Annotated in this window: 29 protein-coding genes; 12 read left to right on the plus strand and 17 right to left on the minus strand. The window is 71.8% G+C overall.

Annotation, left to right across the window (positions count from 1 at the left end; genetic code table 11):
• Positions 1-4: 4 nt before the first annotated feature.
• The 6 genes from ygfZ to EOT10_RS35345 all read right to left on the minus strand — a co-directional run bounded on the left by ygfZ (position 5) and on the right by EOT10_RS35345 (position 4,715).
• Positions 5-970: a CAF17-like 4Fe-4S cluster assembly/insertion protein YgfZ gene (gene ygfZ / locus EOT10_RS35315; protein WP_127832469.1), complete on the minus strand. Its 966-nt coding sequence runs from the start codon at positions 968-970 to the stop codon at positions 5-7.
• 34 nt (positions 971-1,004) lie between these two features.
• A complete protein-coding gene (locus EOT10_RS35320; RefSeq protein WP_189492498.1) occupies positions 1,005-1,454 on the minus strand; it encodes a Fur family transcriptional regulator in 450 nt (149 codons plus the stop codon).
• Positions 1,455-1,473: 19 nt separating this feature from the next.
• Positions 1,474-2,046, minus strand: coding sequence for a heme-binding beta-barrel domain-containing protein (locus EOT10_RS35325; protein WP_127832470.1), 573 nt, complete (start codon positions 2,044-2,046; stop codon positions 1,474-1,476).
• 247 nt (positions 2,047-2,293) lie between these two features.
• Positions 2,294-3,115 (minus strand): hypothetical protein, encoded by an 822-nt coding sequence (locus EOT10_RS35335; RefSeq protein ID WP_127832471.1) that lies wholly within the window; start codon positions 3,113-3,115, stop codon positions 2,294-2,296.
• On the minus strand, positions 3,112-3,915 hold the full coding sequence (locus EOT10_RS35340; protein ID WP_223281384.1) for a hypothetical protein: 804 nt from the start codon (positions 3,913-3,915) through the stop codon (positions 3,112-3,114). Before EOT10_RS35340 ends, EOT10_RS35335 begins: the two co-directional genes overlap by 4 nt.
• Entirely contained in the window at positions 3,912-4,715 is an 804-nt protein-coding gene (locus EOT10_RS35345; RefSeq protein WP_223281385.1) for a hypothetical protein, read from the minus strand. The genes EOT10_RS35340 and EOT10_RS35345 overlap by 4 nt, the downstream gene beginning before the upstream one ends.
• Positions 4,716-4,815: 100 nt before the next feature.
• Between EOT10_RS35345 and EOT10_RS35350 the strand changes: the two genes are divergently transcribed.
• Positions 4,816-5,178, plus strand: a complete 363-nt coding sequence (locus EOT10_RS35350) for a DsrE family protein (RefSeq protein ID WP_127832472.1) — start codon at positions 4,816-4,818, stop codon at positions 5,176-5,178.
• A 42-nt stretch (positions 5,179-5,220) separates the two neighbouring features.
• On the plus strand, positions 5,221-5,487 hold the full coding sequence (locus EOT10_RS35355) for a DUF3099 domain-containing protein (RefSeq protein WP_127832473.1): 267 nt from the start codon (positions 5,221-5,223) through the stop codon (positions 5,485-5,487).
• An 86-nt stretch (positions 5,488-5,573) separates the two neighbouring features.
• Here EOT10_RS35355 and EOT10_RS42305 read toward each other — a convergent pair whose 3' ends face one another.
• The 10 genes from EOT10_RS42305 to EOT10_RS35400 form a co-directional block, all read right to left on the minus strand.
• Positions 5,574-5,789 carry a hypothetical protein gene (locus tag EOT10_RS42305; RefSeq protein WP_223281386.1) on the minus strand — a complete coding sequence of 72 codons (216 nt, stop codon included), beginning with the start codon at positions 5,787-5,789 and terminating at the stop codon, positions 5,574-5,576.
• Between the two features lie 211 nt (positions 5,790-6,000).
• Positions 6,001-6,507, minus strand: coding sequence for a protease inhibitor I42 family protein (locus EOT10_RS35365; protein ID WP_189492500.1), 507 nt, complete (start codon positions 6,505-6,507; stop codon positions 6,001-6,003).
• A 199-nt stretch (positions 6,508-6,706) separates the two neighbouring features.
• On the minus strand, positions 6,707-7,108 hold the full coding sequence (locus EOT10_RS35370; RefSeq protein ID WP_127832475.1) for a hypothetical protein: 402 nt from the start codon (positions 7,106-7,108) through the stop codon (positions 6,707-6,709).
• 245 nt (positions 7,109-7,353) lie between these two features.
• Positions 7,354-7,641 (minus strand): DUF1416 domain-containing protein, encoded by a 288-nt coding sequence (locus tag EOT10_RS35375; protein ID WP_127832476.1) that lies wholly within the window; start codon positions 7,639-7,641, stop codon positions 7,354-7,356.
• A gap of 42 nt (positions 7,642-7,683) precedes the next feature.
• Positions 7,684-8,529 carry a sulfurtransferase gene (locus tag EOT10_RS35380; protein WP_127832477.1) on the minus strand — a complete coding sequence of 282 codons (846 nt, stop codon included), beginning with the start codon at positions 8,527-8,529 and terminating at the stop codon, positions 7,684-7,686.
• Positions 8,530-8,675: 146 nt separating this feature from the next.
• A complete protein-coding gene (locus tag EOT10_RS43270) occupies positions 8,676-8,756 on the minus strand; it encodes a putative leader peptide (RefSeq protein ID WP_350203226.1) in 81 nt (26 codons plus the stop codon).
• 285 nt (positions 8,757-9,041) lie between these two features.
• Positions 9,042-9,794 (minus strand): LmeA family phospholipid-binding protein, encoded by a 753-nt coding sequence (locus EOT10_RS35385; RefSeq protein WP_127832478.1) that lies wholly within the window; start codon positions 9,792-9,794, stop codon positions 9,042-9,044.
• Between the two features lie 127 nt (positions 9,795-9,921).
• On the minus strand, positions 9,922-11,343 hold the full coding sequence (locus EOT10_RS41505) for a hypothetical protein (RefSeq protein WP_189492502.1): 1,422 nt from the start codon (positions 11,341-11,343) through the stop codon (positions 9,922-9,924).
• A gap of 5 nt (positions 11,344-11,348) precedes the next feature.
• The gene (locus tag EOT10_RS35395; RefSeq protein WP_127832479.1) at positions 11,349-11,603 is read right to left on the minus strand and encodes a MoaD/ThiS family protein; all 255 of its coding nucleotides are present in this window, start codon (positions 11,601-11,603) and stop codon (positions 11,349-11,351) included.
• Positions 11,604-11,626: 23 nt separating this feature from the next.
• Positions 11,627-12,460: an alpha/beta hydrolase gene (locus EOT10_RS35400; RefSeq protein ID WP_127832480.1), complete on the minus strand. Its 834-nt coding sequence runs from the start codon at positions 12,458-12,460 to the stop codon at positions 11,627-11,629.
• Positions 12,461-12,730: 270 nt separating this feature from the next.
• On the opposite strand from EOT10_RS35400, the gene EOT10_RS35405 reads away from it, so the two are divergent.
• From EOT10_RS35405 to EOT10_RS35425, 5 genes are all read left to right on the plus strand, one after another.
• Entirely contained in the window at positions 12,731-13,537 is an 807-nt protein-coding gene (locus EOT10_RS35405; RefSeq protein WP_127832481.1) for a response regulator transcription factor, read from the plus strand.
• A 23-nt stretch (positions 13,538-13,560) separates the two neighbouring features.
• Positions 13,561-14,583, plus strand: a complete 1,023-nt coding sequence (locus tag EOT10_RS35410) for a LacI family DNA-binding transcriptional regulator (RefSeq protein WP_127832482.1) — start codon at positions 13,561-13,563, stop codon at positions 14,581-14,583.
• Between the two features lie 99 nt (positions 14,584-14,682).
• Positions 14,683-15,762 (plus strand): S1C family serine protease, encoded by a 1,080-nt coding sequence (locus tag EOT10_RS35415; protein ID WP_127832483.1) that lies wholly within the window; start codon positions 14,683-14,685, stop codon positions 15,760-15,762.
• Positions 15,763-15,894: 132 nt separating this feature from the next.
• A complete protein-coding gene (locus EOT10_RS35420; protein WP_127832484.1) occupies positions 15,895-16,635 on the plus strand; it encodes a response regulator transcription factor in 741 nt (246 codons plus the stop codon).
• Positions 16,632-18,056 carry a HAMP domain-containing sensor histidine kinase gene (locus EOT10_RS35425; RefSeq protein WP_127832485.1) on the plus strand — a complete coding sequence of 475 codons (1,425 nt, stop codon included), beginning with the start codon at positions 16,632-16,634 and terminating at the stop codon, positions 18,054-18,056. Before EOT10_RS35420 ends, EOT10_RS35425 begins: the two co-directional genes overlap by 4 nt.
• Before the next feature lie 36 nt (positions 18,057-18,092).
• On the opposite strand, the gene EOT10_RS35430 is transcribed toward EOT10_RS35425, so the two are convergent.
• Positions 18,093-19,328, minus strand: a complete 1,236-nt coding sequence (locus tag EOT10_RS35430; RefSeq protein WP_127832486.1) for an LmeA family phospholipid-binding protein — start codon at positions 19,326-19,328, stop codon at positions 18,093-18,095.
• Positions 19,329-19,538: 210 nt separating this feature from the next.
• On the opposite strand from EOT10_RS35430, the gene mshD reads away from it, so the two are divergent.
• From mshD to EOT10_RS35455, 5 genes are all read left to right on the plus strand, one after another.
• Positions 19,539-20,471, plus strand: a complete 933-nt coding sequence (gene mshD, locus EOT10_RS35435) for a mycothiol synthase (RefSeq protein ID WP_127832487.1) — start codon at positions 19,539-19,541, stop codon at positions 20,469-20,471.
• A gap of 177 nt (positions 20,472-20,648) precedes the next feature.
• Entirely contained in the window at positions 20,649-21,035 is a 387-nt protein-coding gene (locus EOT10_RS35440) for a GntR family transcriptional regulator (protein ID WP_127832524.1), read from the plus strand.
• On the plus strand, positions 21,032-21,952 hold the full coding sequence (locus tag EOT10_RS35445; protein ID WP_127832488.1) for an ABC transporter ATP-binding protein: 921 nt from the start codon (positions 21,032-21,034) through the stop codon (positions 21,950-21,952). Before EOT10_RS35440 ends, EOT10_RS35445 begins: the two co-directional genes overlap by 4 nt.
• A complete protein-coding gene (locus EOT10_RS35450; protein ID WP_127832489.1) occupies positions 21,949-22,953 on the plus strand; it encodes an ABC-2 transporter permease in 1,005 nt (334 codons plus the stop codon). Before EOT10_RS35445 ends, EOT10_RS35450 begins: the two co-directional genes overlap by 4 nt.
• Positions 22,950-23,894, plus strand: a complete 945-nt coding sequence (locus EOT10_RS35455) for an ABC transporter permease (protein ID WP_127832490.1) — start codon at positions 22,950-22,952, stop codon at positions 23,892-23,894. Before EOT10_RS35450 ends, EOT10_RS35455 begins: the two co-directional genes overlap by 4 nt.
• The last annotated feature ends 161 nt before the right edge of the window (positions 23,895-24,055 follow it).

Consider the following 24,055-nt stretch of genomic DNA (forward strand, 5'->3'; position numbering starts at 1 on the left):
GGAATTACGGCTCGACTACCGTCTCCTGCGAGGCCGCCGTCGTGTCCACGATGAGGTCCGCGTCCACCGGCACGTTCCGCTTCACCAGGGCGAGGGCGATCGGGCCGAGCTCGTGGTGGCGTACGGACGTCGTGACGAAGCCCAGCTGCCGGCCCTCGGGGCCGTCGGACGCGAGGCGGACCGGGGCGCCGTGCGGGGGCAGGTGCACATCGCTGCCGTCCAGGTGCAGGAAGACCAGGCGGCGCGGGGGCTTTCCGAGGTTCTGCACGCGGGCGACGGTCTCCTGGCCGCGGTAGCAGCCCTTCTGGAGGTGGACGGCGCTGCCGATCCAGCCGAGCTCGTGCGGGATGGTGCGGTGGTCGGTCTCGAAGCCGAGGCGCGGCCGGTGGTTCTCCACGCGCAGCGCCTCGTGGGCGAGGAGTCCGATCGCGGGCCCGTTCTGCTCCGCGTACGCCTCCAGGTCGGCGCGCGGCAGGAACACGTCACGGCCGTACGGCGTCTCGCGCACCGCGACGCCGTCCGGGACCGGCGCGATCGAACCGGCCGGCAGGTGGACGACCGCGAACTCCTCCGTGCGGTCGGCGACTTCGACCCGGTAGAAGAACTTCATCGACTCCAGGTAGGCGATCAGCGCCTCCTGTGTGCCGGGCTCGACGTGCGCCCACACGGTCGTGCCGTCGTCGACGAGGTACAGGGCGTGCTCGATGTGGCCGTGCGCCGAGAGGATCAGGGCCTCGGTGGCCTGGCCGGGCGGCAGGTCGCTGACGTGCTGGGTCAGGAGCAGGTGCAGCCACGCGAGCCGGTCGTCGCCGGTGACGGTGATGACGCCGCGGTGGGAGAGGTCGACGAGGCCGTTGCCGTCGGCGAGAGTGCGCTGCTCGCGGAACAGGTCGCCGTAGTGCGCGGCGACGCCTTCGTCCACGCCCTCGGCGGGGACGGCGCCGGGCAGGGACAGGAGGGGGCTCTTCATGGTCACAGACACTACGACGAGCCGGCGGACCGGCTTATTCCTGCGGCCGGCCCTCGTCTTTCGCCAAGCAGTCCTTGCAGCGCCCGAAGATGGCGAAATGCTTGAGGTCCGTGTCGAAACCGAAGGTGTCGCGCAGCTTCGCCGTGAACTCGGCGGCGACGCTCACGTCGGCCTCGATCACGTTCGTACAGTCCCGGCACACCAGGTGGATGTGGTGGTGCCGGTCCGCGAGGTGGTACGTCGGCGCGCCGTGCCCGAGGTGGGCGTGGCTGACGAGCCCGAGCTCCTCGAGCAGTTCCAGCGTGCGGTAGACGGTGGAGATGTTGATCCCCGACGCCGTCTTGCGCACTTCGCTCAGGATGTCGTCGGGGGTCGCGTGCTCGAGGGTGTCCACGGCTTCGAGGACCAGCTGACGCTGCGGCGTCAGCCGGTAGCCGCGCTGCCGCAGATCGCTCTTCCAGTCGGTGCTTTCGGTGCTCACCACACGCCGAGTTTAGGCCGCTCTACTTGAAGAAAGCGATGCCGTCGTCCGGCAGGTCCGGCAGGTTGCGGGCCATCGCGGCGACGTCGTCGGGCGAGACGACCTTCTTCAGCTGGGCCGACATGTAGGGGCGCAGCTCGACCTCGGGGGTCTGCTTCTCGCTGACCCACATGAGGTCGCTCTTCACGTAGCCGTAGAGCCGCTTGCCGCCGGTGTACGGGGCCGAGGCCGCGGTGCGCGCGACGGCGTCCGTGACCAGGTCGATCTGCGGCTTCTGGTCGGCGAGCTCGCCGTACCAGATCTCGACGACACCGTCGTCGCGGACCATGACGACCTCGACCTTGCGGTCCTTGTCGATCCGCCAGTAGCCCGACTCGGAGTCCAGGGGCTTCACCTTGTTGCCCTCGGAGTCGAGGATCCAGGTGTGCGAGTGGTACTCGAGGAAGTCCCTCCCGTCGTGGGTGAAGGAGACCTCCTGCCCGAAGTTCGCCTTCTCGGCGCCGGGGAAGTCGGTGACACCCGCGCCCGCCCAGTTACCGAGGAGGAACACCAGGGGGACAAGGTCGGGGTGCAGGTCGGACGGAATCTCGATCATGATCTGCGAAGCGTCTCTCTGATGGGGGTCAGCGCTGGCCCTGGTACAGCTTCTTCACGGTCAGCCCGGCGAACGCGAGAACGCCGACGCAGACCAGGACGAGCAGAGCGGAGAAGAAGGCCTCAAGCACGGGGTGCTCCTCGGTGAGCGGTGGTGGGCGGGTACAGAGCCGGGCCCCACTTTAGTCGGGTGGGGCCCGGCTCTCTCGATGAGGTCGCCCGAGCGTGGTGCCGGGGGGCGCGAACGGTCAGCCGAGGAGCTGGCTCTGCAGCGTGACCGTCTGCCGGAACGGCACCGCGTGCGCCGTGCCCCTGCGGGACTGCGTGATCAGACCGACCGTGTCGCCCGCGACCAGATACGCACTGCGCACGTGCACGGCACCGCGCGGCCGCGTCTCGTCGTAGACGTTCGACGACACGTGCTCGACCCGCGCTTCCTCGGGGTAGGACTCGTCGAGCTCGGCGTCGGGAGCCTCCGCCAGCGGCCGTGAGGGCGCGTACCCGCCGGTCAGCCGGTCGCAGAACCCGGTGGCCTCCGCGCCCGTGCCGAAGTGCAGCAGGAACACGCGGGTGGTGGTGCCGTCGGGCATGGTCCAGCCGCGCCCGGCGATGTGCCGCACCCCGCTGTCGGCCAGGTCTTCGCCGAGGCCCTCGCGTTCGTCCTTCGCGTACTGGGCGAGATACGCGGACGTGGGCACCCAGCCGTCGTCCGTCTTCAGGCCTGGATCGGGCCTCGCACCGTCGGGCGCCTTGATCACGAGGGCGCGCGGGTCCGCGTAGTGGGCCTGCGTGCGGTTGGCCCGGGCGAACGGGGCCGGGCTGCCCTCCGGCAGCGGGGGCCGGACGAGCTCGGGGTAGGTCCAGCGCCCGTCCGACGCCGTGGCCAGGCCCGGCAGGTCGGTACGCCGCTGCTCGGTCACCCCGTACGCCGTCGCCCCGGCGAGCGCGCCGAAGACGACAACGGCGGCGGTCCAGCGCAGCACGGCGCGCGCCACGCGCCGGTCCTTGGGGGCGGGGGCGTGCGGGACGCCGGCCTCGGGTGCGGCCTGGGTCGTCGTCTCGGTGCTCATACCGCCTCCCCGGGCGACTTGATGATGTCGAGCTGTTCGCGCATCAGCTCGGCCGGTTCTCCGGAGGAGACGAGGCCCGCCTTGGTGCCGTAGGCGCTGAACGTCACGAGGACGTCGCCGATGTGGCCGGAACAGACCATCATGTCGAGCTTCTCGCCCTTGTCCGCGGGCGGCAGGAAGCAGCTGGCGTCCTTGTGGTCCTTGATCTTCGGGCCCTTGCGGAAGACGGCCATCGCCTCGGCGAACCGCGACTGGAACCGGCTGATCTGCCTCACGGCCTGCCGGTTCCCCAGGCGGGACAGGGTGATGTGGACGACGATGCCGCCGTCGGCCCGGTCCCCGGAGGCATAGCTGCGCACGGCCATGCCCTGGATCTGCTGGCGGTCGATCTCCTTCTCCAGCGTGCGGCGCTCCCGGAGCGGCAGGGAGCGCAGCCCGTCCTTGCTCACGGCGGTCGCCCGCCGGCCGCTGAGTTCGACGTCGGCGCCGAACCCGATGATGTCCGGGCCGGGACCGTAGCCGTCGGGCAGCGGGAGCAGCGAGGCTTTCAGGCCCGTCCCCTTCTCCGGCGTGTCCTTTTCGCGCGGCGCGGCCGGGAACTTCCAGCGGGCGGCCCCGGCGTCATGGTCGGCGTGGGCCACCGTGACGGCGGTGCAGCCGATCCCTGTGCCGACCACCCCGAGCAGCAGCACGGGCACGGCGACGAGGCCGAGTAGCCGCCCCAGGCGCTGCCGCGTGGCGGCGCCGGGGGCCGGCACCGTCTCGTCGTCCCGCTCGGGCATCCTCTCCGTCTCGGTCATCCCAGTCGCTCCCACTGCTGCCGGGCCACCTGGGCCGCGCGCTTCTTGTCGATCGGGCGGGGGCTCACCAGGTAGACCTCCATCATGGTGTCGCCGCGGGACGCGAACGCCCTGGCCTGGTAGAGCGGCACATAGCCCGGCTCCCGGTCGGGCTGTGCGTAGACGTAGACCATGCCGTTGCCCGAGCCGGGGATATCCCGGCTGTACGTGGTCGGGTCTGAGTCGTCGGCCCGGCTCTGGTGGTTCACGACGGCGTCGGCGGACGCCACGATCTCCTCGTCGCGGTACTGCGTGAGGCTGACGGAGACCATCGTGCCGCCCTCGCGCCACTGGTCGATCGCCGCGCGCCGGAACTGCGCGTCCACCAGGTCGGTGAACGCGTCCTGGGGCCGGTTGTACCGCTCCGCGATGTCTATGAAGCTCACCCAGCGGTCCGAGGTCCGTGCCTTCGGCAGGCTCGTGGCGCCCTTGGGCCGGTTGAGCAGCAGTTTGCGCAGGTCACCGTCCATCCGGACCTGCCGGTCGCGGGCGGCGGAGAGCGGCGCCGGGCCCTTGCCCCCGGCCTGCGCCATGGCGGGCTGGTTCAGCGGCGGCAGCGGGTCCGGGGCGCGTCCGGCCTGGATGACGTAACCGGTGCACGTGCCCGCGACGACGCCGAGTACGGCGGCACAGGCGATCAGGAGGGTGGTGCGGCCGCGTCGGCGGCGGGGCCTTTCGGGCTCTGCGGCTCCTTCGGGCTCTGCGGCTCTTTCCGGCTCTTCGGGCTCTGCGGCTCTTTCCGGCTCTTCGGTCTCTGCCAACGGTCCCCCATGGAACTCGAAGCGCGGATTCCGTATCCGCGCGCACAGGAGACCCCCGGCCAATGTCCCTGGTTGTACGGGAGTTGATTACGATTCAGCCATGGCGAACAAGCTCGTGATCAAGGTGACCGCAGGGGCCGACGCCCCCGAACGCTGCTCGCAGGCCTTCACGGTGGCGGCGGTGGCCGTGGCCAGCGGGGTCGAGGTCTCGCTCTGGCTGACCGGCGAGTCGTCGTGGTTCGCGCTGCCGGGCCGTGCAGCCGAGTTCGAGCTGCCGCACGCCGCGCCGCTGCCCGACCTGATCGACTCGATCCTGGCGGCCGGGCGGATCACGCTGTGCACCCAGTGCGCGGCCCGCCGTGAGATCACGGAGAAGGACGTCCTCGAAGGGGTCCGGATCGCCGGCGCGCAGGTCTTCGTGCAGGAGGCAATGGCGGACGGGACGCAGGCGCTCGTCTATTGACAGGCGCTCGTCTATTGATCGGCGCGGACCTACGCTTGAAGCATGTACACGCGGCGTCGTCACCTGTACTTCGCCATGATGGGCTTCTGCATCGGCCTCTTCGTCCTGGCGTGGGCCGTCGTGCGCCTCTGGTCCGTGCCCGCCGCGGTGGCGATGTGCGTCGTCGCGATGGTGATCCCGCCCGTCGCCGCGATCGTCGCGAACCGCCGCGGCCCCGAGGACCGCTGGTGGGACGACCCCTCCGGGGACGCGAAGTCCGACGAGTGGTGGGACGAGCTGGACGGCAAGAAGCGATCCCAGGGCCCTTAAGGCCCCCAGGGCCCTTAGGGCCACCAGGGCTCTTAGGGCCCGCAGAACCCTTAGGGGCCCCAGAACCCCTAGGGCCGCCAGACCCCCTAGGCCCCCTCGCCCCGGTCGGCGCGCCGCAATCCCACGATCTCAGCGACCGTCTCCAGCCAGCGCGCCGCCAGTGCCTCCTCGTCCGGCGCCTGGGCGGCCTGCGCAGCCGTCTCCAGCCAGTCCCGCAGGCACTCCGACGCCTCACGTGACGGCAGGGGCTCGGGCAGAGCGGCCGCGTACGCGAGGCCACCAGCCCGGACGATCTTCGCCACGTACGTCACCGAGCGCGGCAGCACACCGAGCCGGTCGAGGGTGACGGCGGCCGCGATCGCACCGTCGCCGAAGAGCGCGGTGCAGAGGTGTCGCGGGCGAGGCCGTGACGCAGGAGCGTCCCGACGTCGGTGGCGGCGAGCACCTCGTCGTCGGTGCGTGGGAAGGGGTCGTGGACCATCGTCGCTCCGTTCCGTTCCGTACCGGTCCGGGTCAGCGGACGGTGATCGTATAGAGGTAGACGGCTGCTTCCTGGTCCGAGTCCTTCGGCGGGGCCGTGGCCGTCGGGACCCGCCCCGCCGCGGCCTCGTCAGCGCTGTGGCACCGGCCGTACGGGCAGAACAGCAGCTTCACCGTCGTCTTCCCGTGCGCGCGCGCCGTCAGGTCGAAGAACTGGGCACCGCCGCCACTGCCGACGACGTCCTCGTCGCCCCCGTCCTCCTCCTCGCGCCTGCCCTGGCACGTGACGACGCCCTTGTCGGGGTGCGGGCTCGCCAGGTACCAGTTCTGGCCGAGGGCGGGGTTGGCCGGGACCTCCAGCGTGAACTTCTCGCCGGCGTCGACGGTGATGGCCCGGTCGCCGGGGCCGTACGCGGTCGGCCCGGAGTCGCCGCAGCCGCCGAGGACGAGGAGCAGGGCGGCCAGGGCGGCCAGGGCGGGCGCCGTACGCAGCGCGGACCGCATGCCCGTGGACCGCGTGCCCGCGGATCTAGATCGCATTCCCACCGTCAGTTGCTTCGGTTGCATCGGTCGCATCAGTTCTGCTGGATGTACACAGTGCTGACGTCGCCCTCATGGGCCTTCGAGTAACGGTCGTCGGTGGCCGAGCTTGCCGCCGGCCGAGGAGATGCGCCCGCGCAGGCCGTTGAGCTTCTGGCTGCGGTCGTTCGTGGATTCCGTCATGGAGAGCGCGGCCCCGTCAGTAGTCGGCGAGCGCGGACGGGCGCGCGGCGTGGGCGGGCTGGGTGCTGACGCCGGCGTCGGGCTGCGGGCCGACGGGTACGCCATGGACACCGTGGACGCCGTGAACGCCCTTACGGACGTCGAGGTCCTTGCCGCGGTACGCGTGACTGGACAGCCTGACCTTGTCCGCGAGCTCGTGCAGGGCCGCTTCGAGGACCTTGGTCTCGGCCTCCCACGCGGCCGCGAACAAGTTGAACGCGGGCGCGGTGTCGGAGCCGCCGAGCACGTCCTCCGAGTAGCACATCGTGGCGGCGACGGCCTTGCCGATCTTGCCCACGTCGTCACCCGAGCCGTCGAGTTCACCGGCCTGGTCCGACATGCCCTTGTGCGCGACGTGGTACCCCTCCGGAGAGGTCATGACCTTCCCCCGATCCCGTAGGCACGGCCCCGTAGGCACGGCTCCGTATGCGCGTCCCCGACTCCCCATCCGTACAAGGAAGTTGAGCCGGATCACAGCAGTCAGGAAACCAGCAGCCGGCTGCCATGAACACGCAGGGCGCCGCGTCCCGGTTCCCGGCACGGGAAAGCCGAGGGACCGCACCTCGATTCCGTAGGCGTCCAACCCCCGGAGGTGCGGCCCCTCGGCCGTTTCGTGCGCCGCCGTCACACGGCGATGGCGACCTCAGCGAGACCACCGGTCTGGGCGACGACCGTGCGGTCCGCCGTGCCACCCGGGACCAGGGCGCGCAGCGTCCACGTGCCCTCGGCCGCGTAGAAACGGAACTGGCCCGTCGCCGAGGTGGGGACCTCGGCGGTGAACTCGCCGGTCGAGTCCAGGAGGCGCACGTAACCGGTGACGGGCTCACCGTCGCGGGTCACCTGGCCCTGGATGGTGGTCTCACCGGGCTTGATCGTCGAGGCGTCGGGGCCGCCGGCCTTCGCTCCACACATGTGATTCTCCAAAAAGGTCGGTCAGGAAGGTTCGCTGAGGGGTTACTTGTTGGCGCCGAGCTCGATCGGCACGCCGACGAGGGAGCCGTACTCGGTCCACGAGCCGTCGTAGTTCTTGACGTTGGCCTGGCCGAGCAGCTCGTGCAGGACGAACCACGTCAGGGCCGAGCGCTCACCGATGCGGCAGTACGCGATGGTGTCCTTGGCCAGGTCGACCTGCTCGTCCTCGTAGAGGGCCTTGAGCTCGTCGTCCGACTTGAACGTGCCGTCGTCGTTGGCGTTCTTCGACCACGGGATGTTGCGCGCGGACGGGACGTGGCCCGGACGCTGCGACTGCTCCTGCGGGAGGTGGGCCGGGGCGAGGAGCTTGCCGGAGAACTCGTCGGGCGAGCGCACGTCGACGAGGTTCAGGCTGCCGATCGCGGCGACGACGTCGTCACGGAAGGCGCGGATCGAGGTGTCCTGGGCCTTCGCCTTGTACTCGGTGACCGGACGGTTCGGGACCTCGGAGCCGTCGACCAGGTCGCGGGAGTCGAGCTCCCACTTCTTGCGGCCGCCGTCGAGGAGCTTCACGTCCTGGTGGCCGTAGAGCTTGAAGTACCAGAACGCGTAGGACGCGAACCAGTTGTTGTTGCCGCCGTAGAGGACCACGGTCGTGTCGTTCGCGATGCCCTTGCCGGAGAGGAGCTTCTCGAAGCCCTCCTGGTCGACGAAGTCACGGCGGACCGGGTCCTGCAGGTCCTTCGTCCAGTCGATCCGGATCGCGTTCTTGATGTGGTTCTTCTCGTAGGCCGAGGTGTCCTCGTCGACCTCGACGATGGCGACCTTCGGGTCGTCGATGTGGGCCTCGACCCAGTCGGCGTCTACCAGGACGTCGCTGCGGCTCATGTTTTCTCCTCCGGGGCAGTTGCGGCGGGGTGCGGAAGTGCGGGTGCGGCGCGGACGCGGCTCGGCATGCGAGGGGAGGCGTCGTCGACGCGCGCTAGGGGCAGGCCACCGAAAGGGGCCTGGTGAAGCGGGAGTTACCGTCCCGCTCAGACGGTGCGACAGAGCATGGCGGCGACGCGGCACAGGTCTACTGCCCGCCGCTTCGTGAGATCCGCCTGTCGCTTCATGCCACCGATCGTAGGTAGGCACGGGCGGCCGTGTCACCGGCGTGTCGTATCGTGAGACGAGATCGTCCGAAATGTGGGACGAACGCGCCCTCGGGGCCGCTCCCGCCGAGCCCCCGGGCCGGTGTCCCGCCCGCGTATCTGCAGGGCGGACGGGGTCGTCTCGCAGTGCGGACACACCCCGCTGTTACAGAGCCCTATTACAGAGACCGATACAGAGCCCGGTCGATGCGCCGCGCTCAGCCGGCCACGCGTACGCGCGCTCAGCCGGGTCAGGCGTACGTGCCCTCAGCCGGCCAGGCGTACGTGCGTGCCCTTCACCGAGATGTCCACGCCGTCGGACACCGCCTCGATCTTGTCGAGCTTCAGGCCCGCGGGCAGCCCCGCCAGCTGCTCGCTGAAGTCCGTGACGCTGCGGACCTCCTTCTCACCCGCCGGAACGGCCAGCCTGGGCAGGCCCTCGGCCACCACGGAGAGGGTCTCGCCGCTCACCTTCACCGACGACATGACGGCGATCGGCCGGGGCAGCGTGCGGCCGAGCACGGTCGCCTCGACGTCGACCTTGACCTTGCCGTTCCCGCCGTCGGACAGGCCGACGACCTTCGCCGTGAGGCCGGGCGCCACGTCGACCGGCTTGATCTGCGCGGCCTTCAGCAGCTCCGGGTAGCTGATGTGGGCGGTGCCGTCGGCGCGGTCCGCGGTGGCCGCGCTGTAGTCGCCGGAGAACGCGACCCCGTGCATCTCGGCGGTCAGCCGGTCGATGCGCATGGGCTGCGAACGCTTGGCCGAGCTGTTGCCGTCGCCCGGCGCGAGGTCGTAGTCGTCGATGCGGATCGCGATGTCGTCGAACCTGCCGCCCGCGAGCTGGGTCAGGAAGGGGAAGCCCTTGATCGACACGTCGGGGTTCTCGTGGAGGCCCTCGCTCGTGCGTACGCGGTCGGCCGCCTCGTTCTCGGCGAAGTTCAGCGCGACCCTGTCGGCGATGACGAACAGGCCGCCCAGGATCACGACGACGATCAGAAGTACCCGCAGAGCACGCATGACCCGGTGTTTCCCCCCGCCTGGACGACATTTCCTGCTCGCGAGCGTACGCGGCCGGGCCCCCGCGAAGAGGGCCCGACGGCAGAGTTGTCGATCAGCTGTGACAGGGCGGACGCCCGCCGGACGCTCAGCCGACGACCCGCCCGAGCAGGTAGACGGCCGGGGCCGCGGCGGCCAGCGGCAGGGCCACGCCCGCGGTCATGTGCACGAACCGCGACGGGTAGTCGTAGCTGGCGACCCGGTGGCCGATCAGCGCGCACACGCCCGCGCCGAGGCCGAGGAGCGCGCCGTCGGAACCCGTGCCCGTCACCCCGCCGACCGCGATGCCGGCGCCCGCGGCGGCGAGCAGCGCGACGACCACGGAGGCGGGCGTCGGGAGCGGGAGCGCCCGCGCGAGAACGGCGACGGCGACGGCCACGGCGCCGACGGTCACGGCGTCCGGGCCGGCCGCCAGATGCCCCGCCGCGACGATGGCGAGCGCCGCCGAGACGACGCTCACCATCAGGCCGTACATGCGCTCGTCGGGCCCCGCGTGGCTGCGCAGCTGGAGGACGAGGGTGAGCAGGACCCAGACGCCGAGGGTGCCGAGGATCGCGGCGGGCGCGTTCTCGCGGCCCACGGCGAGCAGCGCGACGTCGACGGCGACGCCGCCCGCGAAGGCGAGCGCGATGCCCTGCCGGGCGGGCCACATCCCGTTGAGCCGGAACCAGCCGGCGGCCGTGACCGCCTGGAGCAGGACGAGCGGCACGAGCAGCGCGTACGGGCCGACGGCGGCGCCGCCCGCGAGCAGCAGCCCGAGCAGCGCGGTCAGGGCGGCGGGCTGTATCCCCGGCTCGATGACCTGCGCCCGCCCCTCGGCCCGCGCCTTCTCCGCCGCGGTGAGGGGGGCGGTGCCGGTGGCGGCGGGTGGGGTGGGATCGGGGGCGGAGGCGGGGGCGGGGGCGGGGGCGGGGGCGGGGGCGGTGCTTTCCGCCGGCATCGGGTGCGCGTAAGCGGCCTGCGGGTGAGCGGCCTGCGGGTATGCGGCCTGCACGGGCGGGGCCTGCACGGGCGCGTGCTGCTGCTGGTGCGTGTGCTGCTGCGCGTGCTGCTGGGGGTACGCCGAGGGGTCGGCCGGCGCCTGGGCCGCGTGACCGGCCTGCGCGGGCGGGGCCTGCGCGGGCGCGTGCTGCTGCTGCTGCTGCGCGTGCTGCTGGGGGTACGCCGAGGGGTCGGCCGGCGCCTGGGCCGCGTGACCGGCCTGCGACTGCGGTCCCTGCCCGTACATGCCCTGGCCCGACGGGTCCTGCGCGTAGCGCTGCCCATGGGGCTCCCCGTAGGGCTGCTGCCCGTACGCCTGCCCGTATCCCTGGGCGGGCCCCTGCGGCGGCAGATACGTGCTCTGGACCTGCGTGTCCCACGTCTGCCCCTGCCACTGCTGGGTCTGCTGCGGCTGCTGGCTCTGCTGAGGCTGTGGCTGTGGCTGCTGGTATTGCTGCTGCGGATGCTGCGGATGCTGCCGGTGCGGGGGCAGCTGCCCGTACTGATCCTCGTACGGCTCGTCACTCATCGCGGTCACCCTCCTGCGAACGGCGGGAGCACCTCGACCGTGCCGCCCTCGGCAAGCCGTACCGTCTCATGCCCGCGCTTGCCGACTGGGTCACCGTCGACCAGGAACGAGGAACGCTGCAGGACGCGCACCAGGTCCCCGGGGTGTCGCGTGCGCGCGCCCGCCAGGGCGTCGGCCAGCGTCTCCGCGTCGTACGGCTCCTCGGCGACACCGGCGGCCGCCTTGGCCGCGGCCCAGTAGCGAATGGTCCCGTTGGCCATGTGCGGCGCTCCTCCCATGGGGGCTATTCGGCGGTTGCCGTCGTCCATGATGCCGTGGCCCAGTCGCGGACCCGCGCGAGGAGTCCGTCGTCCGCCGCGTGCTCGGCGTGCCCCATGCCCTGCTCCAGCCACAGCTCGGCCCCGCCGCCGGCCGCCGCGGCGAGCATCCGCGGGTGGTCGAGCGGGAAGTACGGATCCCGGTCGCCGTGCACGATCAGGAGCGGCGTCGGCGCGATGAGAGGCACCGACTCGACCGGCGAGAGCGGCACCGGGTCCCACTCGTGCGGGTGAATACGGGTGCGGAGCCCGACACGGCCCACGATCCGCCCGGCGGGCCGCGTGACCAGCCAGTGCAGCCGCCGCATCGGCGCGGTCCCCCGGTAGTACCAGCGGGCCGGGGCACTCACCGCGACGACTGCGTCGGAGCGCGCTTCCGTGCGCCCCCTGTGCAGCGCGGCATGGCGCAGCACGACGGAACCGCCCATCGAGAAGCCGACCGTCACCACGTGTTCATGCCCGAGTGACCTCGCCCACTCCACGGCGGCCACCAGATCGAGCACCTCGCGGTCGCCGACGGTGGACCGTCCTCCGGACCGCCCGTGCCCGCGGAACGAGAACGTGACCACGGCGGCACCCTGCGCGAACACCCCCGCCGCCCGCCGTACGTGCGGCCGCTCCAGATCGCCGGTGAACCCGTGCGCGAGCACGATCACCGGGCCGTTCGCGGGGCCCGGCCCGGGGTCGTACGCGGCCTCGACCGGTACGCCGTCGCGCGTGCGTAGCATCACGCGCCGTGATCGCGCAGTGATCGGCTGCACAGAAGACCATGCGTCTTGACCTGCCGGACCGGAACCCATGTGGGTTATTCTCTCTAGTCAGAGGATCCGGGCAGCGAAGCCCCCGGGTCCTTTTGTGCTTTCGGACGGCGTTGTATACGAACGCCGTCGGCCAGGCACACAGGGCCTCAGGGCGCGGGGCCCGAATCGCAGTACGAAGCAGTACGAGCAGTACGAAGTTGCAGTACGAAGCAGTGCCGCAAACGTCCTCGCAGGGACCGAGGAGGAACCAGACGTTATGGGCGAGCGAACCGTGCACGACCGCAGGACGACCCAGGCAGGTGAGCCGCGATGAGTTCATTGCTGCTCCTCACCAATGCCCTTCAGCCGTCGACGGAGGTGCTCCCCGCTCTCGGCCTGCTGCTGCACAACGTGCGGGTGGCCCCGGCCGAAGGGCCCGCACTCGTCGACACCCCCGGTGCCGACGTCATCCTCATCGACGGGCGCCGCGACCTCCCTCAGGTACGCAGCCTCTGTCAGCTCCTGCGCTCCACCGGGCCCGGCTGTCCGCTGGTCCTCGTCGTGACGGAGGGCGGCCTCGCGGCGGTCACCGCCGACTGGGGCATCGACGACGTACTCCTCGACACCGCCGGTCCGGCCGAGGTCGAGGCACGCCTTCGCCTCGCGATGGGCCGCCAGCAGATCGTCTCCGACGACTCCCCCATGGAGATCCGCAACGGCGACCTGTCGGTGGACGAGGCCACGTACAGCGCGAAACTCAAGGGGCGGGTCCTCGACCTGACCTTCAAGGAGTTCGAACTCCTCAAGTACCTCGCGCAGCACCCGGGCCGCGTCTTCACGCGCGCCCAGCTGCTCCAGGAGGTCTGGGGCTATGACTACTTCGGCGGCACACGTACGGTGGACGTCCACGTGCGGCGCCTGCGCGCGAAGCTCGGCCCCGAGCACGAGTCGCTGATCGGGACCGTCCGGAACGTCGGCTACCGCTTCGTGGTCCCCGAAAAGGTCGAGCGCGCGGCGGCCGAGGCGAAGGCCAAGGCGGACGCCAAGGCGGATGCCAAGGCGGACGCGCCGAAGCCCGCGGAGCGCCCGGCGGTGTCCACCCCTCGGGAAGCCGCCGGACGACCTGCCCAGCGGTAGGTCCATCCGCGTAGACTCCGCGCGTGGCCAAGGTGACTCGGGATGACGTGGCACGACTTGCGGGGACTTCGACCGCGGTCGTGAGCTACGTGATCAACAACGGACCCCGGCCGGTCGCCCCGGCCACGCGCGAGCGTGTCCTCGCCGCGATCAAGGAGCTGGGGTACCGGCCCGACCGGGTCGCCCAGGCCATGGCGTCGCGGCGGACCGACCTCATAGGCATGATCGTGCCGGACGCGCGCCAGCCGTTCTTCGCGGAGATGGCGCACGCCGTCGAACAGGCGGCGTCCGAGCGCGGAAAAATGGTCCTCGTCGGCAACTCCGACTACGTCGAGGAGCGCGAGGTCCACTATCTGCGGGCCTTCCTCGGCATGCGGGTGTCCGGGCTCATCCTCGTCAGCCACGGCCTCAACGATCTGGCCGCCGCCGAGATCGAGGCGTGGGACGCCCGTGTGGTCCTGCTGCACGAGCGGCCCGAGGCCATCGACGACGTCGCGGTCGTCATCGACGACATCGGCGGCGCCCAGCTCGCCACCCGGCACCTCCTCGAACACGGCCACGAGTACGTCGCCTGTCTCGGCGGCACCGCGGAGACCCCGTCCGTCGGCGACCCGGTCTCCGACCACGTCGAGGGCTGGCGCCGGGCCATGCAGGAGGCGGGGCGCTCCACGGAGGGCCGGCTCTTCGAGGCACCGTACAACCGCTACGACGCGTACAAGATCGGGCTCGCGCTGCTCTCCGGGCCCGACCGGCCGCCGGCGATCTTCTGCTCCACGGACGACCAGGCCTTCGGCATCCTGCGGGCCGCGCGTGAGCTGCGGATCGACGTGCCGGGCGAGCTGGCCGTCGCGGGCTTCGACGACGTGAAGGAGGCGGGTCTGACGGATCCGCCGCTGACGACGGTCGCCTCGGACCGCTCGGCGATGGCGCGCTCCGCCGTCGACCTCGTCCTCGACGACTCGCTCCGCGTCGCCGGTTCGCGGCGCGAACGCCTGAAGGTGTTCCCCTCGCGCCTGGTGGTCCGCCAGTCGTGCGGCTGCCCCTGACCGCCTGCCAGAGATCTTTATATCGGGCATACGGGGTTCTGTCGGGCTTCTCAGCGCACACTCAGGGTGCTCTCATGAACGCGGCACAGGCTTACGTACATGACCGAAAGCTTCCGCCGGGACGGCGAGTACCCCCAGGGCCAGCAGCAGTCGCAGTCCTCGTATCCGGGGACCCCCGAGGCGGGCGGCGCCTTTCCGCCCCCGCCGGCGTACGACCCCCCGCAGCCGGTCGACCCCGCGTGGCCCGCCCCGGCCCCGGCCCCCGGTTATGCCACGTCCCCCGCGCCCCGTCGGCGTATGAAGGGCCCGCTCGGGCTCCTCGCCGCCGTGGCCGTCGCGGCGGCGGCCGTGGGCGGCGCCACCTCGTACGCGTTCCAGCAGCTGACCGACAAGAACTCCACATCGTCCGCCGGCGCCTCGGCGAACGTCGTGCCGGCCAGCCAGAAGGGCACCGTCTCCGGTGTCGCCGCGGCAGTCAGCCCCAGCATCGTGGAGATCAGCGCGACGTCGAACGCGGGCAGTTCCACCGGCTCCGGCGTCATCATCACGAGCGGCGGCGAGATCGTCACCAACAACCACGTCGTCTCGGGCGCCTCGGCGGTCAAGGTGCGGACGAGTGACGGCAAGACCTACACCGCCGATGTCGTCGGCACGGACGCCAAGAAGGACCTCGCCCTCATCAAGGTGCGCGGCGCGTCCGGCCTCAAGCCCGCGTCCCTCGGCAACTCCGACAACGTGAAGGTCGGCGACGAGGTCGTCGCCATCGGCTCCCCCGAGGGCCTGACCGGCACGGTCACCAGCGGCATCGTCTCCGCGCTCCACCGCGACGTCACCGTCTCCACGGACGAGGGACAGCAGCAGCAACAGGGCGGAGGCGGCGACGGCCGGTGGCCGTTCGAGTTCGGCGGGCAGCAGTTCAACGGGGACACCGGCTCGTCGAAGACGACGTACAAGGCCATCCAGACCGACGCGTCCCTCAACCCCGGCAACTCCGGCGGCGCCCTCATCGACATGAACGGCAACATCATCGGCATCAACTCGGCGATGTACTCGTCCGGATCGGACAGCGGATCCGGCTCGTCGAGCGCGGGCAGTGTGGGCCTCGGCTTCGCCATCCCGGTCAACACCGTCAAGGCCGACCTCCACTCGCTGCGCAACGGAGGTCCCTCCGGCGGCTGACCGCTTCCCGAGGCGGCCCGCCGTGCCGCACGCACCCGCCACGCCACACCGATCCACGTCACCGTGCGAGGCTGATACCGGCCCCCCGTGAGCCCCCGTCCGCCCCCGCCCGCACCCCGAGGAAGCCCGCACATGAGCCCCGCCGAAGGCGACCGCGAACCCCAGCGCATTCTCATCGTCGACGACGAACCCGCCGTCCGCGAGGCGCTCCGGCGCAGCCTCGCCTTCGAGGGCTACGGCACGGAGGTCGCCGTCGACGGCGCGGACGCGCTCGACAAGGCGGCCGCGTACGGGCCCGACCTGGTCGTCCTCGACATCCAGATGCCGCGCATGGACGGCCTGACGGCCGCCCGCCGGCTGCGGTCCGGCGGGTCGCGGACCCCGATCCTGATGCTCACGGCGCGCGACACGGTGGGCGACCGCGTGACCGGGCTCGACGCGGGCGCCGACGACTACCTGGTCAAGCCGTTCGAGCTCGACGAGCTGTTCGCACGCGTACGGGCGCTGCTGCGGCGCAGCGCGTACGCCTCGGCGGCGGGGCCGGCGGACGACGCGGCCGGCGACGTGCTGTCCTTCGCGGACCTGCGGATGGACCTGGCGACCCGCGAGGTCACGCGCGGCGAGCGCACCGTGGAGCTGACCCGCACCGAGTTCACGCTCCTGGAGATGTTCCTCGCCCACCCGCGCCAGGTCCTCACCCGCGAGCAGATCCTCAAGTCGGTCTGGGGCTTCGACTTCGAACCGAGCAGCAACTCGCTGGACGTGTACGTGATGTATCTGCGCAGGAAGACGGAGGCGGGCGGCGAGCCGCGTCTCGTGCACACGGTGCGCGGGGTGGGGTACGTGCTGCGGGCCGGGGGCGGTGGGGAGTGACCCGGTTCGTGCGGCGACTGCGGGGGCTGCCCCTGCGGTCGCGCCTCGCGCTGCTCGTGACCACGGCGGTGGCCGTGGCGGTGGCCACCGCGGCGACGGTGTGCTGGTTCGTCGTGCAGAGCACGCTGATCAACTCGCTGGACGACGCCCTGAAGGGCACGGCCCGGCTGCCCTCCGACGTCGTCGCCCGCCTCATCACCCCCGACGGAAACTGCAGCCGCGTCGTCCTGAACCCGGACGACCCCGGGCTCTTCAAGCAGGTCATCCAGATCGTCGACCGGAACGGCGCCAGCTGCGTCATCTACGGCAAGCAGTCCGTCGGGGTGACCTCCATGGACGTCGGCGTCGCCAACGGCAAGGCTCCGGACGCCACCCATGACGCGATCGCCGGCAACGGCTCCAAGTACCGGGTCTACACGTACCCGATGAACGACTACCCCGTCGCGGTGTCGGTGGCCCGGCCGCTCAGCGAGGTCGACGACACGCTCAGCAAGCTCGGCCTCGTCCTGGCCCTCGTCGCCGGGATCGGCGTCGTCGGCGCCGGGGCGGCCGGCCTCTGGGTGGCCCGCTCCGGGCTCCGCCCCGTCGACGAACTCACCGACACCGTCGAGCACGTGGCCCGTACGGAAGACCTCACCGTCCGCATCCCCGTGGAGGGCGACGACGAGATCGCCCGCCTCTCCGCCTCCTTCAACTCCATGACCGCCTCGCTCGCCTCCTCCCGCGAGCTGCAACAGCAGCTCATCGCCGACGCGGGGCACGAGCTGCGCACGCCGCTCACCTCCATGCGCACCAACATCGAGCTGCTCACCCGCAGCGAGGAGACGGGCCGCGCGATCCCCCCGGACGACCGCAAGGCGCTCATGGCCTCGCTCAAGGCACAGATGACCGAGCTGGCCGCGCTCATCGGGGACCTCCAGGAGCTGTCCCGTACGGGACTCACCGGCAGTGACGGGCCGGTCAGGGTCGTCGCGCTGCACGACACGGTCCGCACCGCCCTGGAGCGGGCCCGGCTGCGCGGGCCCGAGCTGACGATCACGTCTGACCTCGCGCCCTGGTACGTGCGGGCCGAGCCCGCGTCCCTGGAGCGGGCGATCATGAACCTGCTCGACAACGCGGTCAAGTTCAGCCCGCCCGGAGGGACCATCGAGGTCGGCCTCATGCGCGGCCGCCTCACCGTGCGCGACCACGGGCCCGGCATCCCCGACGACGAACTCCCGTACGTCTTCGACCGGTTCTGGCGCTCGCAGACCGCGCGGGCGCTGCCCGGTTCGGGCCTCGGCCTGTCGATCGTGGCCCGCACGGTGGAGAGCTGCGGCGGCACGGTCGCGCTCGGAGCGGCGGAGGGCTGCGGCACGGTCGCGACGGTCCAGCTCCCGGGCGCGCCGACACCTCCGCCGGAGGTACCCGAAGGGGCCTAGGGGGTGTCCGACACCCCCTTCCGAAGCCGAAAGCCCCTAGCCTCCGAAGCCCAGTCCCTGGCCGGTGAGTCCGACGCGGATCCCGTCCTTCTCCACCCGTACGTCGCTGAGCCGCACGTCGCCCGCGTTCCCCGGCAGTTTCGGCAGCCGGAAGGCGAGGGAGAGCCGGTCGGCGAGTGCGGGGCGGGTGAGGCGGGTGAGGCCCTGGAGGAGCGCCGGGTCGAGGCCGAACCTCTTCAGGAGCGCCGGGTGCGCGAGCGCGAGGTCGACGAGGTTCAGGGACATCAGGCGGTGCACGAAGCGCGGTGACCCGGTGAGTTCGCTGAGCCGGGTGTCGCTGCGCAGCGCCTCACGGACGGCCGCGTCGGGCACGCCGAGCCGGTGCACGAGCGACGGCACCGACAGCAGGGCCTTCGCCTTCGCGGTCTCGGTGGCGAGCCGCGCCACGGAGCGGCGGCTGAGGTGGAGTCCTTCGGACGGGCGCGTGCCGGGCCGGTACGTGGCGAGGTCGCCGATGTCGAGCCGCATGCCGCCGATCTCGGTGGCGATGCCGGTGTCGCCGATGCGCCGGATCGTCGCGGCGGCGCGCAGCCTCAGGTCATGTCCGGCGACGGGCAGCGTGCCGCGCGCGAGGACCCGGTCGCGGCCCTGTCCGGTGAACGTGACCTGAGAGGCGCCGAGTTCACGGTTCAGGTCGTCGAAGGAGAGCAGCACCTCGCCGGTCATGTCACCGATACGGGCGCCGCGCACGTCGGTGCCCTCGCCCTCGATGCGTACGTCACGGATGGTCGCGGAGACCTTGGCGAGCGAGACGCGGCTCGCGGCGACGTCGGGGACGGTGACCCTGACCTCGTCGAGGCGCCGGCCGGCTAGCTGGGTGAGGAACGGGAAGCCCTGGATGTCGACCTCGGGCGCGGCGGTCAGGTGCAGCTGGTCCTTGAGCCGGCCGGCGGCGCGGTGCTCGGCGTAGAGGAGGGCCCAGCGGTCGGCCAGGGTGAGGAACGCGGCGAGGACGAGGATCCCGACGACGGCCTTCGTGGCGAGCGGGAGTCCGGCGAACCGGTTCCGGCGGCGGCTGCCGCGCCGGTGGTTGGGCGGCGCCCACACCGCCTCGTCGGGGCCGGTCTCGCGCGGGAACTCGTCGAGCGGATCGTCCGCGAGGGCGCCCAGCTCCTCGTAGGGATTGAGCGGCACGGCGCGCGAGGGAACGGATTCCTCCGTCCACTCATCAGAAGGGTCGGTGGGCGTGGCTATGCGGTGGGGGGAACGCATCGTGTGATTTCACCATACGTCCCGACCTCACCGCTGGACCTTACTCCCAGTAAGGGCAGGTTTCGGTCCTCAACTGGGCCGTGCGATAGGTCACTTCGGCCGTCGCGTGGAAGCAGCGGAAGTAGTTGCGCTGGTCACCGTCCCCGCGTCGCCCGCCCGGCGGGCTGGTTTCCCGGGACCGGGCACGGCCCGTCGCCGTACCCTCTTGGCATGACCAGCGATGCCGCGCCCGCCACCCCAGACCGCCAGATCGAAACGCTCACGGCCCTCACGCCCGACCAGGCGGAAGCCGTCTCCACGATCCTTTCGGACGCCGCCCGTACCGACGGGCAGCAGGCGGTGTCGGAGCAGGGCCGGCTGCAACTGCGCGGCGGCCCCAGGGAAGGGGTGCGCCACTTCCTGCTGACCGTCGGCGGCGAACTGGTCGGGTACGGCCAGCTGGAGGACACCGACCCGATCGAGGCGCCGGCGGCCGAGCTCGTCGTGGACCCCGCGCACCGCGGACACGGGCACGGGCGGGCGCTCGGCTCGGCGCTGCTCGCCGCGTCCGGCAAGCGGCTGCGGGTCTGGGCGCACGGCGGCCACTCGGCGGCCCGGCACCTCTCACAGGTCCTCGGCCTGACCCTGTTCCGTGAACTGCGGCAGATGCGGCGCCCGTTGGGCGAGGGCCCGGCGCTGCCCGAGCCGGTGCTCCCCGAGGGCGTACGGATCAGGACCTTCGTGCCAGGCGAGGACGACGCGGCCTGGCTCGCGGTGAACGCGGCGGCGTTCGCGCACCACCCCGAACAGGGCTCCCTGACCCAGCGCGACCTGGACGACCGCAAGGCGGAGCCCTGGTTCGACCCGGCCGGCTTCTTCCTCGCCGTACGGGAGAGCGACGGCGAGGTCGTCGGCTTCCACTGGACCAAGGTCCACGCCGAGGAGCAGATCGGCGAGGTGTACGTCGTCGGGGTCGCGCCGGGCAGCCAGGGCGGCGGCCTCGGCAAGGCGCTCACGGCGGTGGGCCTGCGGCATCTGGCGGCGTCGGGGCTGCCGACGGCGATGCTCTACGTGGACGCCGACAACAAGCCGGCGGTCACGGTCTACGAGCGGCTCGGCTTCGTCACGCACGAGACGGACCTGATGTACCGCACGGAGACGTGACGGATACGCAGGCGGAGACGTGACGGCGACGCAGGCGGAGACGTGACGGCGACGTAGGCGACAAAGGCGCAGGTCAGCGCACACGCACGCACGCGAGGGGCAGTGGTCATTTGACACTGCCCCTCCTTTGCACCACCCTTTCACTACTTGATTAGTGAAAGGGTGGTGTTGGAGAACGTGGTCGAGTACCGGATCGACCGGCGCAGCGGCGTCGCCACCTACCTCCAGATCGTCCAGCAGACCCAGCAGGCCCTGCGCCTCGGTCTGCTGGAGCCCGGCGACAAGCTGCCCACGGCCCGCGAGGTCGTGGAAGCCACCGCGATCAACCCGAACACCGTGCTCAAGGCGTACCGCGAGCTGGAGCGCGAAGGCCTGGTCGAGGCCCGCAGAGGTCTGGGCACGTTCGTGCGCAGGACGCTCGGCGCGGCCCCGGCCGACTCCCCGCTGCGCGCCGAGCTCGCGGACTGGGCCCGGCGCGCACACACCGCCGGCCTCGACCGCGAGGACGTCGCCGCCCTGTTCGGCGCCGTACTGGACGAAAACTTCCCGAAGGGGGACCAGTGAGTTCCACCAGCACCACCCCGGCCGTCGCCATCGAGGCCACAGGGCTCGGCAAGCGGTACGGCCGGCACGGCCACGCCGCCCTCGACGCCTGCTCGTTCCGGCTGCCCGCCGGCCGGATCAGCGCCCTGGTCGGGCCCAACGGCGCCGGGAAGTCCACCCTCCTCGCCATCGCCGCCGGGCTCCTGCGGCCCACCTCCGGAAGCGTCACCGTCCTCGGCGCCGCCCCCGGCGAGAACCGCGACCGCGTCGCCTACCTCTCGCAGGACAAGCCGCTCTACCCGCAGCTCTCCATCGCGGACACCCTGCGCATGGGCGCCGAGCTGAACCCGGGCCGCTGGGACGCCGCGTACGCCTCCCGGATCGTCGAGCAGGGCGACCTCGCCCCCAAGACCCGCGTCCGCTCGCTGTCCGGCGGGCAGCGCACCCGCGTCGCCCTCGCCCTCGCGCTCGGCAAGCGGCCCGAGCTGATGCTGCTCGACGAGCCGATGGCCGACCTCGACCCGCTGGCCCGTCACGAGCTGATGGGCACGCTGATGGCGGACGCCGCCGAACACGGCACGACGGTCCTCATGTCGTCGCACATCGTCGCCGAACTGGCCGACGCCTGCGACCACTTGCTGCTCCTGGGCGGCGGCCGTATCCGGCTCGGCGGTGGCATCGACGACCTGACGGCCGCCCACAGCCTGGTCACCGGGCGCGGCACGGCCGACGCCCTCGCCCCGCACACCGTGGTCGAGTCCCGCGCCGCGGGGCGCGGCCTGACCGCCCTGATCCGCCGCGACGGGCCGCTCGACAGCGCCTGGGAGTCGCAGGAACCGTCCCTGGAGGAACTGATCCTCGCCCATCTGCGCAACCCCGGCGCCCCCGCCCTGATCACCCCGGGCACGACCGCGTCCGCCGCGGCGGTGACGGCATGACGACGCTCATCGACCCCTCCACGGACCACCCCACCGCCCGGCGCACCCTCCCCGGCCCCGACGGACTCGTCTGGACCGTGCTGCGCCTGCACCGCACCGCACTGTGGGTGTGGACCGCCTACATCGTCATCACCGCGGGCCTGCTGCTGTGGCTGTGGGGGCCGGGCGCGGACGCGGCACAGAAGGCGTTCGACACGTTCGGCTACAGCGGGGCGCAGGAGAACTCGTACCACGACGGGTTCTCGTTTCTCGGTTTCGGCGGCTCGTTCGACGCCCGCTTCTACGGCCCGTCCTCGCTGATCAGCCTCGCCTCGTGCGCCATCGCCGTGTTCGCCGCCGGACCCCTGATCGCGCGCGAACTGGAGCGGGGGACAGTCACGTTGGCCTGGACCCAGTCGGTGTCCCCCGCCCGCTGGCTCACCACGAAGCTGGCCGTTCCCGCGGTGCTCGTCGCCGTCGGTACGGGTCTGCTCGTCGTCCTGTACCGGCTGGTGTGGAACGCGCACAACCATCTGCTGGTCGCGGGCATCGGCCCCCGCTCGTTCGCCTTCTCGCTCGGCCCGGCCACCGTCGCGAGCGCCCTGTTCGGTCTCGCCGTCGGCGTGCTCGCCGCCCTGGTCCTGCGCCGTACGCTGCCCGCCATCCTTGCCGCCGGTGCCGTGCAGTTCCTGGCCGGCGCGATGCGCGGGAACAACTGGCCCTTCCAGCACTCGCCGTTCTCGCGTCTCCAGCCCGAACTGCCCGTGTACAGCAAGGCGATCACGTCCTCGGGCGCCCGGATCTCCGACCCCGGCTGCTACCTGAGCCAGAAGTGCCTCGACCGGCACCACATCACCGGCTTCACCCGCACCTATCTCCCCTCTCCCGACTACTGGCCCCGCCAGCTCGCGGAGACGGGCGTCCTGCTCGGCCTGACCGCGCTCGCCGTGGTCGCCGCGTTCCTCGTCCTGCGCCGGTACCAGCCGCGCACCGGCCGGCCGAAGAAGGAGACCACCGCATGAGCGCCGCCGTCCTCTCCCCCTCGACCGGCCTGACCCGGACGGTGCTGCGGCTGCACCGGCTCGCCCTGTGGCTGTGGGCCGCGTACGTCGCGGTGACCGCGACGATGCTGCTGTGGCTGTGGGGGCCCGGCAGCTCCGGATGGCACATCACCGGCAAGTGCGTCGCGGGCGTCATGAACGCGTGCACCGCCACCGGGCCGGGCGCGGGCACGTACACCTACCTGCTCTCGCTCACCACCAGCCTGATCACGATCGTGCCCGCGATCGCCGCCGTCTTCGCGGGCGGCGTCCTCTTCGGGCGCGAGCTGGAGCGCGGCACGGCCTCACTCGCCTGGACGCAGTCCGTCCCGCCGGCCCGCTGGCTGGCGGCGAAGCTCGCTCTGCCGGCCTCGTTCCTCGTCGTCGGCACAGGCATCCTCGTGGCGCTGCGCCGCCTGGTGGCCGCGGGGGCGAGCGGCCTCCCCGACAACCAGTGGTTCACCACCGGCGTCTACGGCGCCCTCGGCCCGACCGCCGTGGCGCTCCCCCTGCTCGGTCTGGCGCTCGGCGCGCTCGTGGCGTTCATCGCCCGGCGCGTGATCGCGTCGGCCTGCGTCTCGCTCGCCGTCACCGGCATCGTGATCGCCGCGCTCGACGCGATCCGCGGCCGCCTGTGGTCCACCGCCACCGTCACCGGCGACATCCACCAGGGTTACCGTGGCTTCACCGGCCTGCTCCTCGACGAGGGAGCGGTCACCGGGAGCGGCGCCCGCGTCTCCGACCCCCTGTGTGTCGACGACGCCAACTGCCTCGCCCGGCACAACATCACCGGCTTCTACCGCGAGTTCCAGCCCGCCTCCCACTTCTGGCAGCTCCAGCTCGTCGAGACGGGCATCCTGCTCGCCCTGACGGCGCTCGTGACAGTCGCGGCGTTCACCCTGCTGCGCCGCCGCACGGCGTGATCGCCGGCACCGTCGGGGCGTCCCCGTAGACGCGTCCGGGGCGTCCCCCTAGACGCGTGCGGGACGCCCCGCGATGCCCCGCACGTCATGTCGCCGTAACCAGCCATTCAGACGGGCTTGCGACCCTCGGCGAATGCAGCCCGCAGCGCCCGACCCTGCCG

Source organism: Streptomyces antnestii (assembly GCF_004005495.1).
Taxonomy (GTDB): domain Bacteria; phylum Actinomycetota; class Actinomycetes; order Streptomycetales; family Streptomycetaceae; genus Streptomyces; species Streptomyces antnestii.

Bases quoted from the DNA above. Each gene is read 5' to 3' on its own strand.
- ygfZ (WP_127832469.1), bottom strand. From the start codon at position 970: ATGAAGAGCCCCCTCCTGTCCCTGCCCGGCGCCGTCCCCGCCGAGGGC.
- EOT10_RS35325 (WP_127832470.1), bottom strand. From the start codon at position 2,046: ATGATCGAGATTCCGTCCGACCTGCACCCCGACCTTGTCCCCCTGGTG.
- EOT10_RS35335 (WP_127832471.1), bottom strand. From the start codon at position 3,115: ATGAGCACCGAGACGACGACCCAGGCCGCACCCGAGGCCGGCGTCCCG.
- EOT10_RS35340 (WP_223281384.1), bottom strand. From the start codon at position 3,915: ATGACCGAGACGGAGAGGATGCCCGAGCGGGACGACGAGACGGTGCCG.
- EOT10_RS35350 (WP_127832472.1), top strand. From the start codon at position 4,816: ATGGCGAACAAGCTCGTGATCAAGGTGACCGCAGGGGCCGACGCCCCC.
- EOT10_RS35355 (WP_127832473.1), top strand. From the start codon at position 5,221: ATGTACACGCGGCGTCGTCACCTGTACTTCGCCATGATGGGCTTCTGC.
- EOT10_RS35365 (WP_189492500.1), bottom strand. From the start codon at position 6,507: ATGCGATCTAGATCCGCGGGCACGCGGTCCACGGGCATGCGGTCCGCG.
- EOT10_RS35370 (WP_127832475.1), bottom strand. From the start codon at position 7,108: ATGACCTCTCCGGAGGGGTACCACGTCGCGCACAAGGGCATGTCGGAC.
- EOT10_RS35375 (WP_127832476.1), bottom strand. From the start codon at position 7,641: ATGTGTGGAGCGAAGGCCGGCGGCCCCGACGCCTCGACGATCAAGCCC.
- EOT10_RS35380 (WP_127832477.1), bottom strand. From the start codon at position 8,529: ATGAGCCGCAGCGACGTCCTGGTAGACGCCGACTGGGTCGAGGCCCAC.
- EOT10_RS43270 (WP_350203226.1), bottom strand. From the start codon at position 8,756: ATGAAGCGACAGGCGGATCTCACGAAGCGGCGGGCAGTAGACCTGTGC.
- EOT10_RS35385 (WP_127832478.1), bottom strand. From the start codon at position 9,794: ATGCGTGCTCTGCGGGTACTTCTGATCGTCGTCGTGATCCTGGGCGGC.
- EOT10_RS41505 (WP_189492502.1), bottom strand. From the start codon at position 11,343: ATGAGTGACGAGCCGTACGAGGATCAGTACGGGCAGCTGCCCCCGCAC.
- EOT10_RS35395 (WP_127832479.1), bottom strand. From the start codon at position 11,603: ATGGCCAACGGGACCATTCGCTACTGGGCCGCGGCCAAGGCGGCCGCC.
- EOT10_RS35400 (WP_127832480.1), bottom strand. From the start codon at position 12,460: ATGGGTTCCGGTCCGGCAGGTCAAGACGCATGGTCTTCTGTGCAGCCG.
- EOT10_RS35405 (WP_127832481.1), top strand. From the start codon at position 12,731: ATGAGTTCATTGCTGCTCCTCACCAATGCCCTTCAGCCGTCGACGGAG.
- EOT10_RS35415 (WP_127832483.1), top strand. From the start codon at position 14,683: ATGACCGAAAGCTTCCGCCGGGACGGCGAGTACCCCCAGGGCCAGCAG.
- EOT10_RS35420 (WP_127832484.1), top strand. From the start codon at position 15,895: ATGAGCCCCGCCGAAGGCGACCGCGAACCCCAGCGCATTCTCATCGTC.
- EOT10_RS35430 (WP_127832486.1), bottom strand. From the start codon at position 19,328: ATGCGTTCCCCCCACCGCATAGCCACGCCCACCGACCCTTCTGATGAG.
- mshD (WP_127832487.1), top strand. From the start codon at position 19,539: ATGACCAGCGATGCCGCGCCCGCCACCCCAGACCGCCAGATCGAAACG.
- EOT10_RS35450 (WP_127832489.1), top strand. From the start codon at position 21,949: ATGACGACGCTCATCGACCCCTCCACGGACCACCCCACCGCCCGGCGC.
- EOT10_RS35455 (WP_127832490.1), top strand. From the start codon at position 22,950: ATGAGCGCCGCCGTCCTCTCCCCCTCGACCGGCCTGACCCGGACGGTG.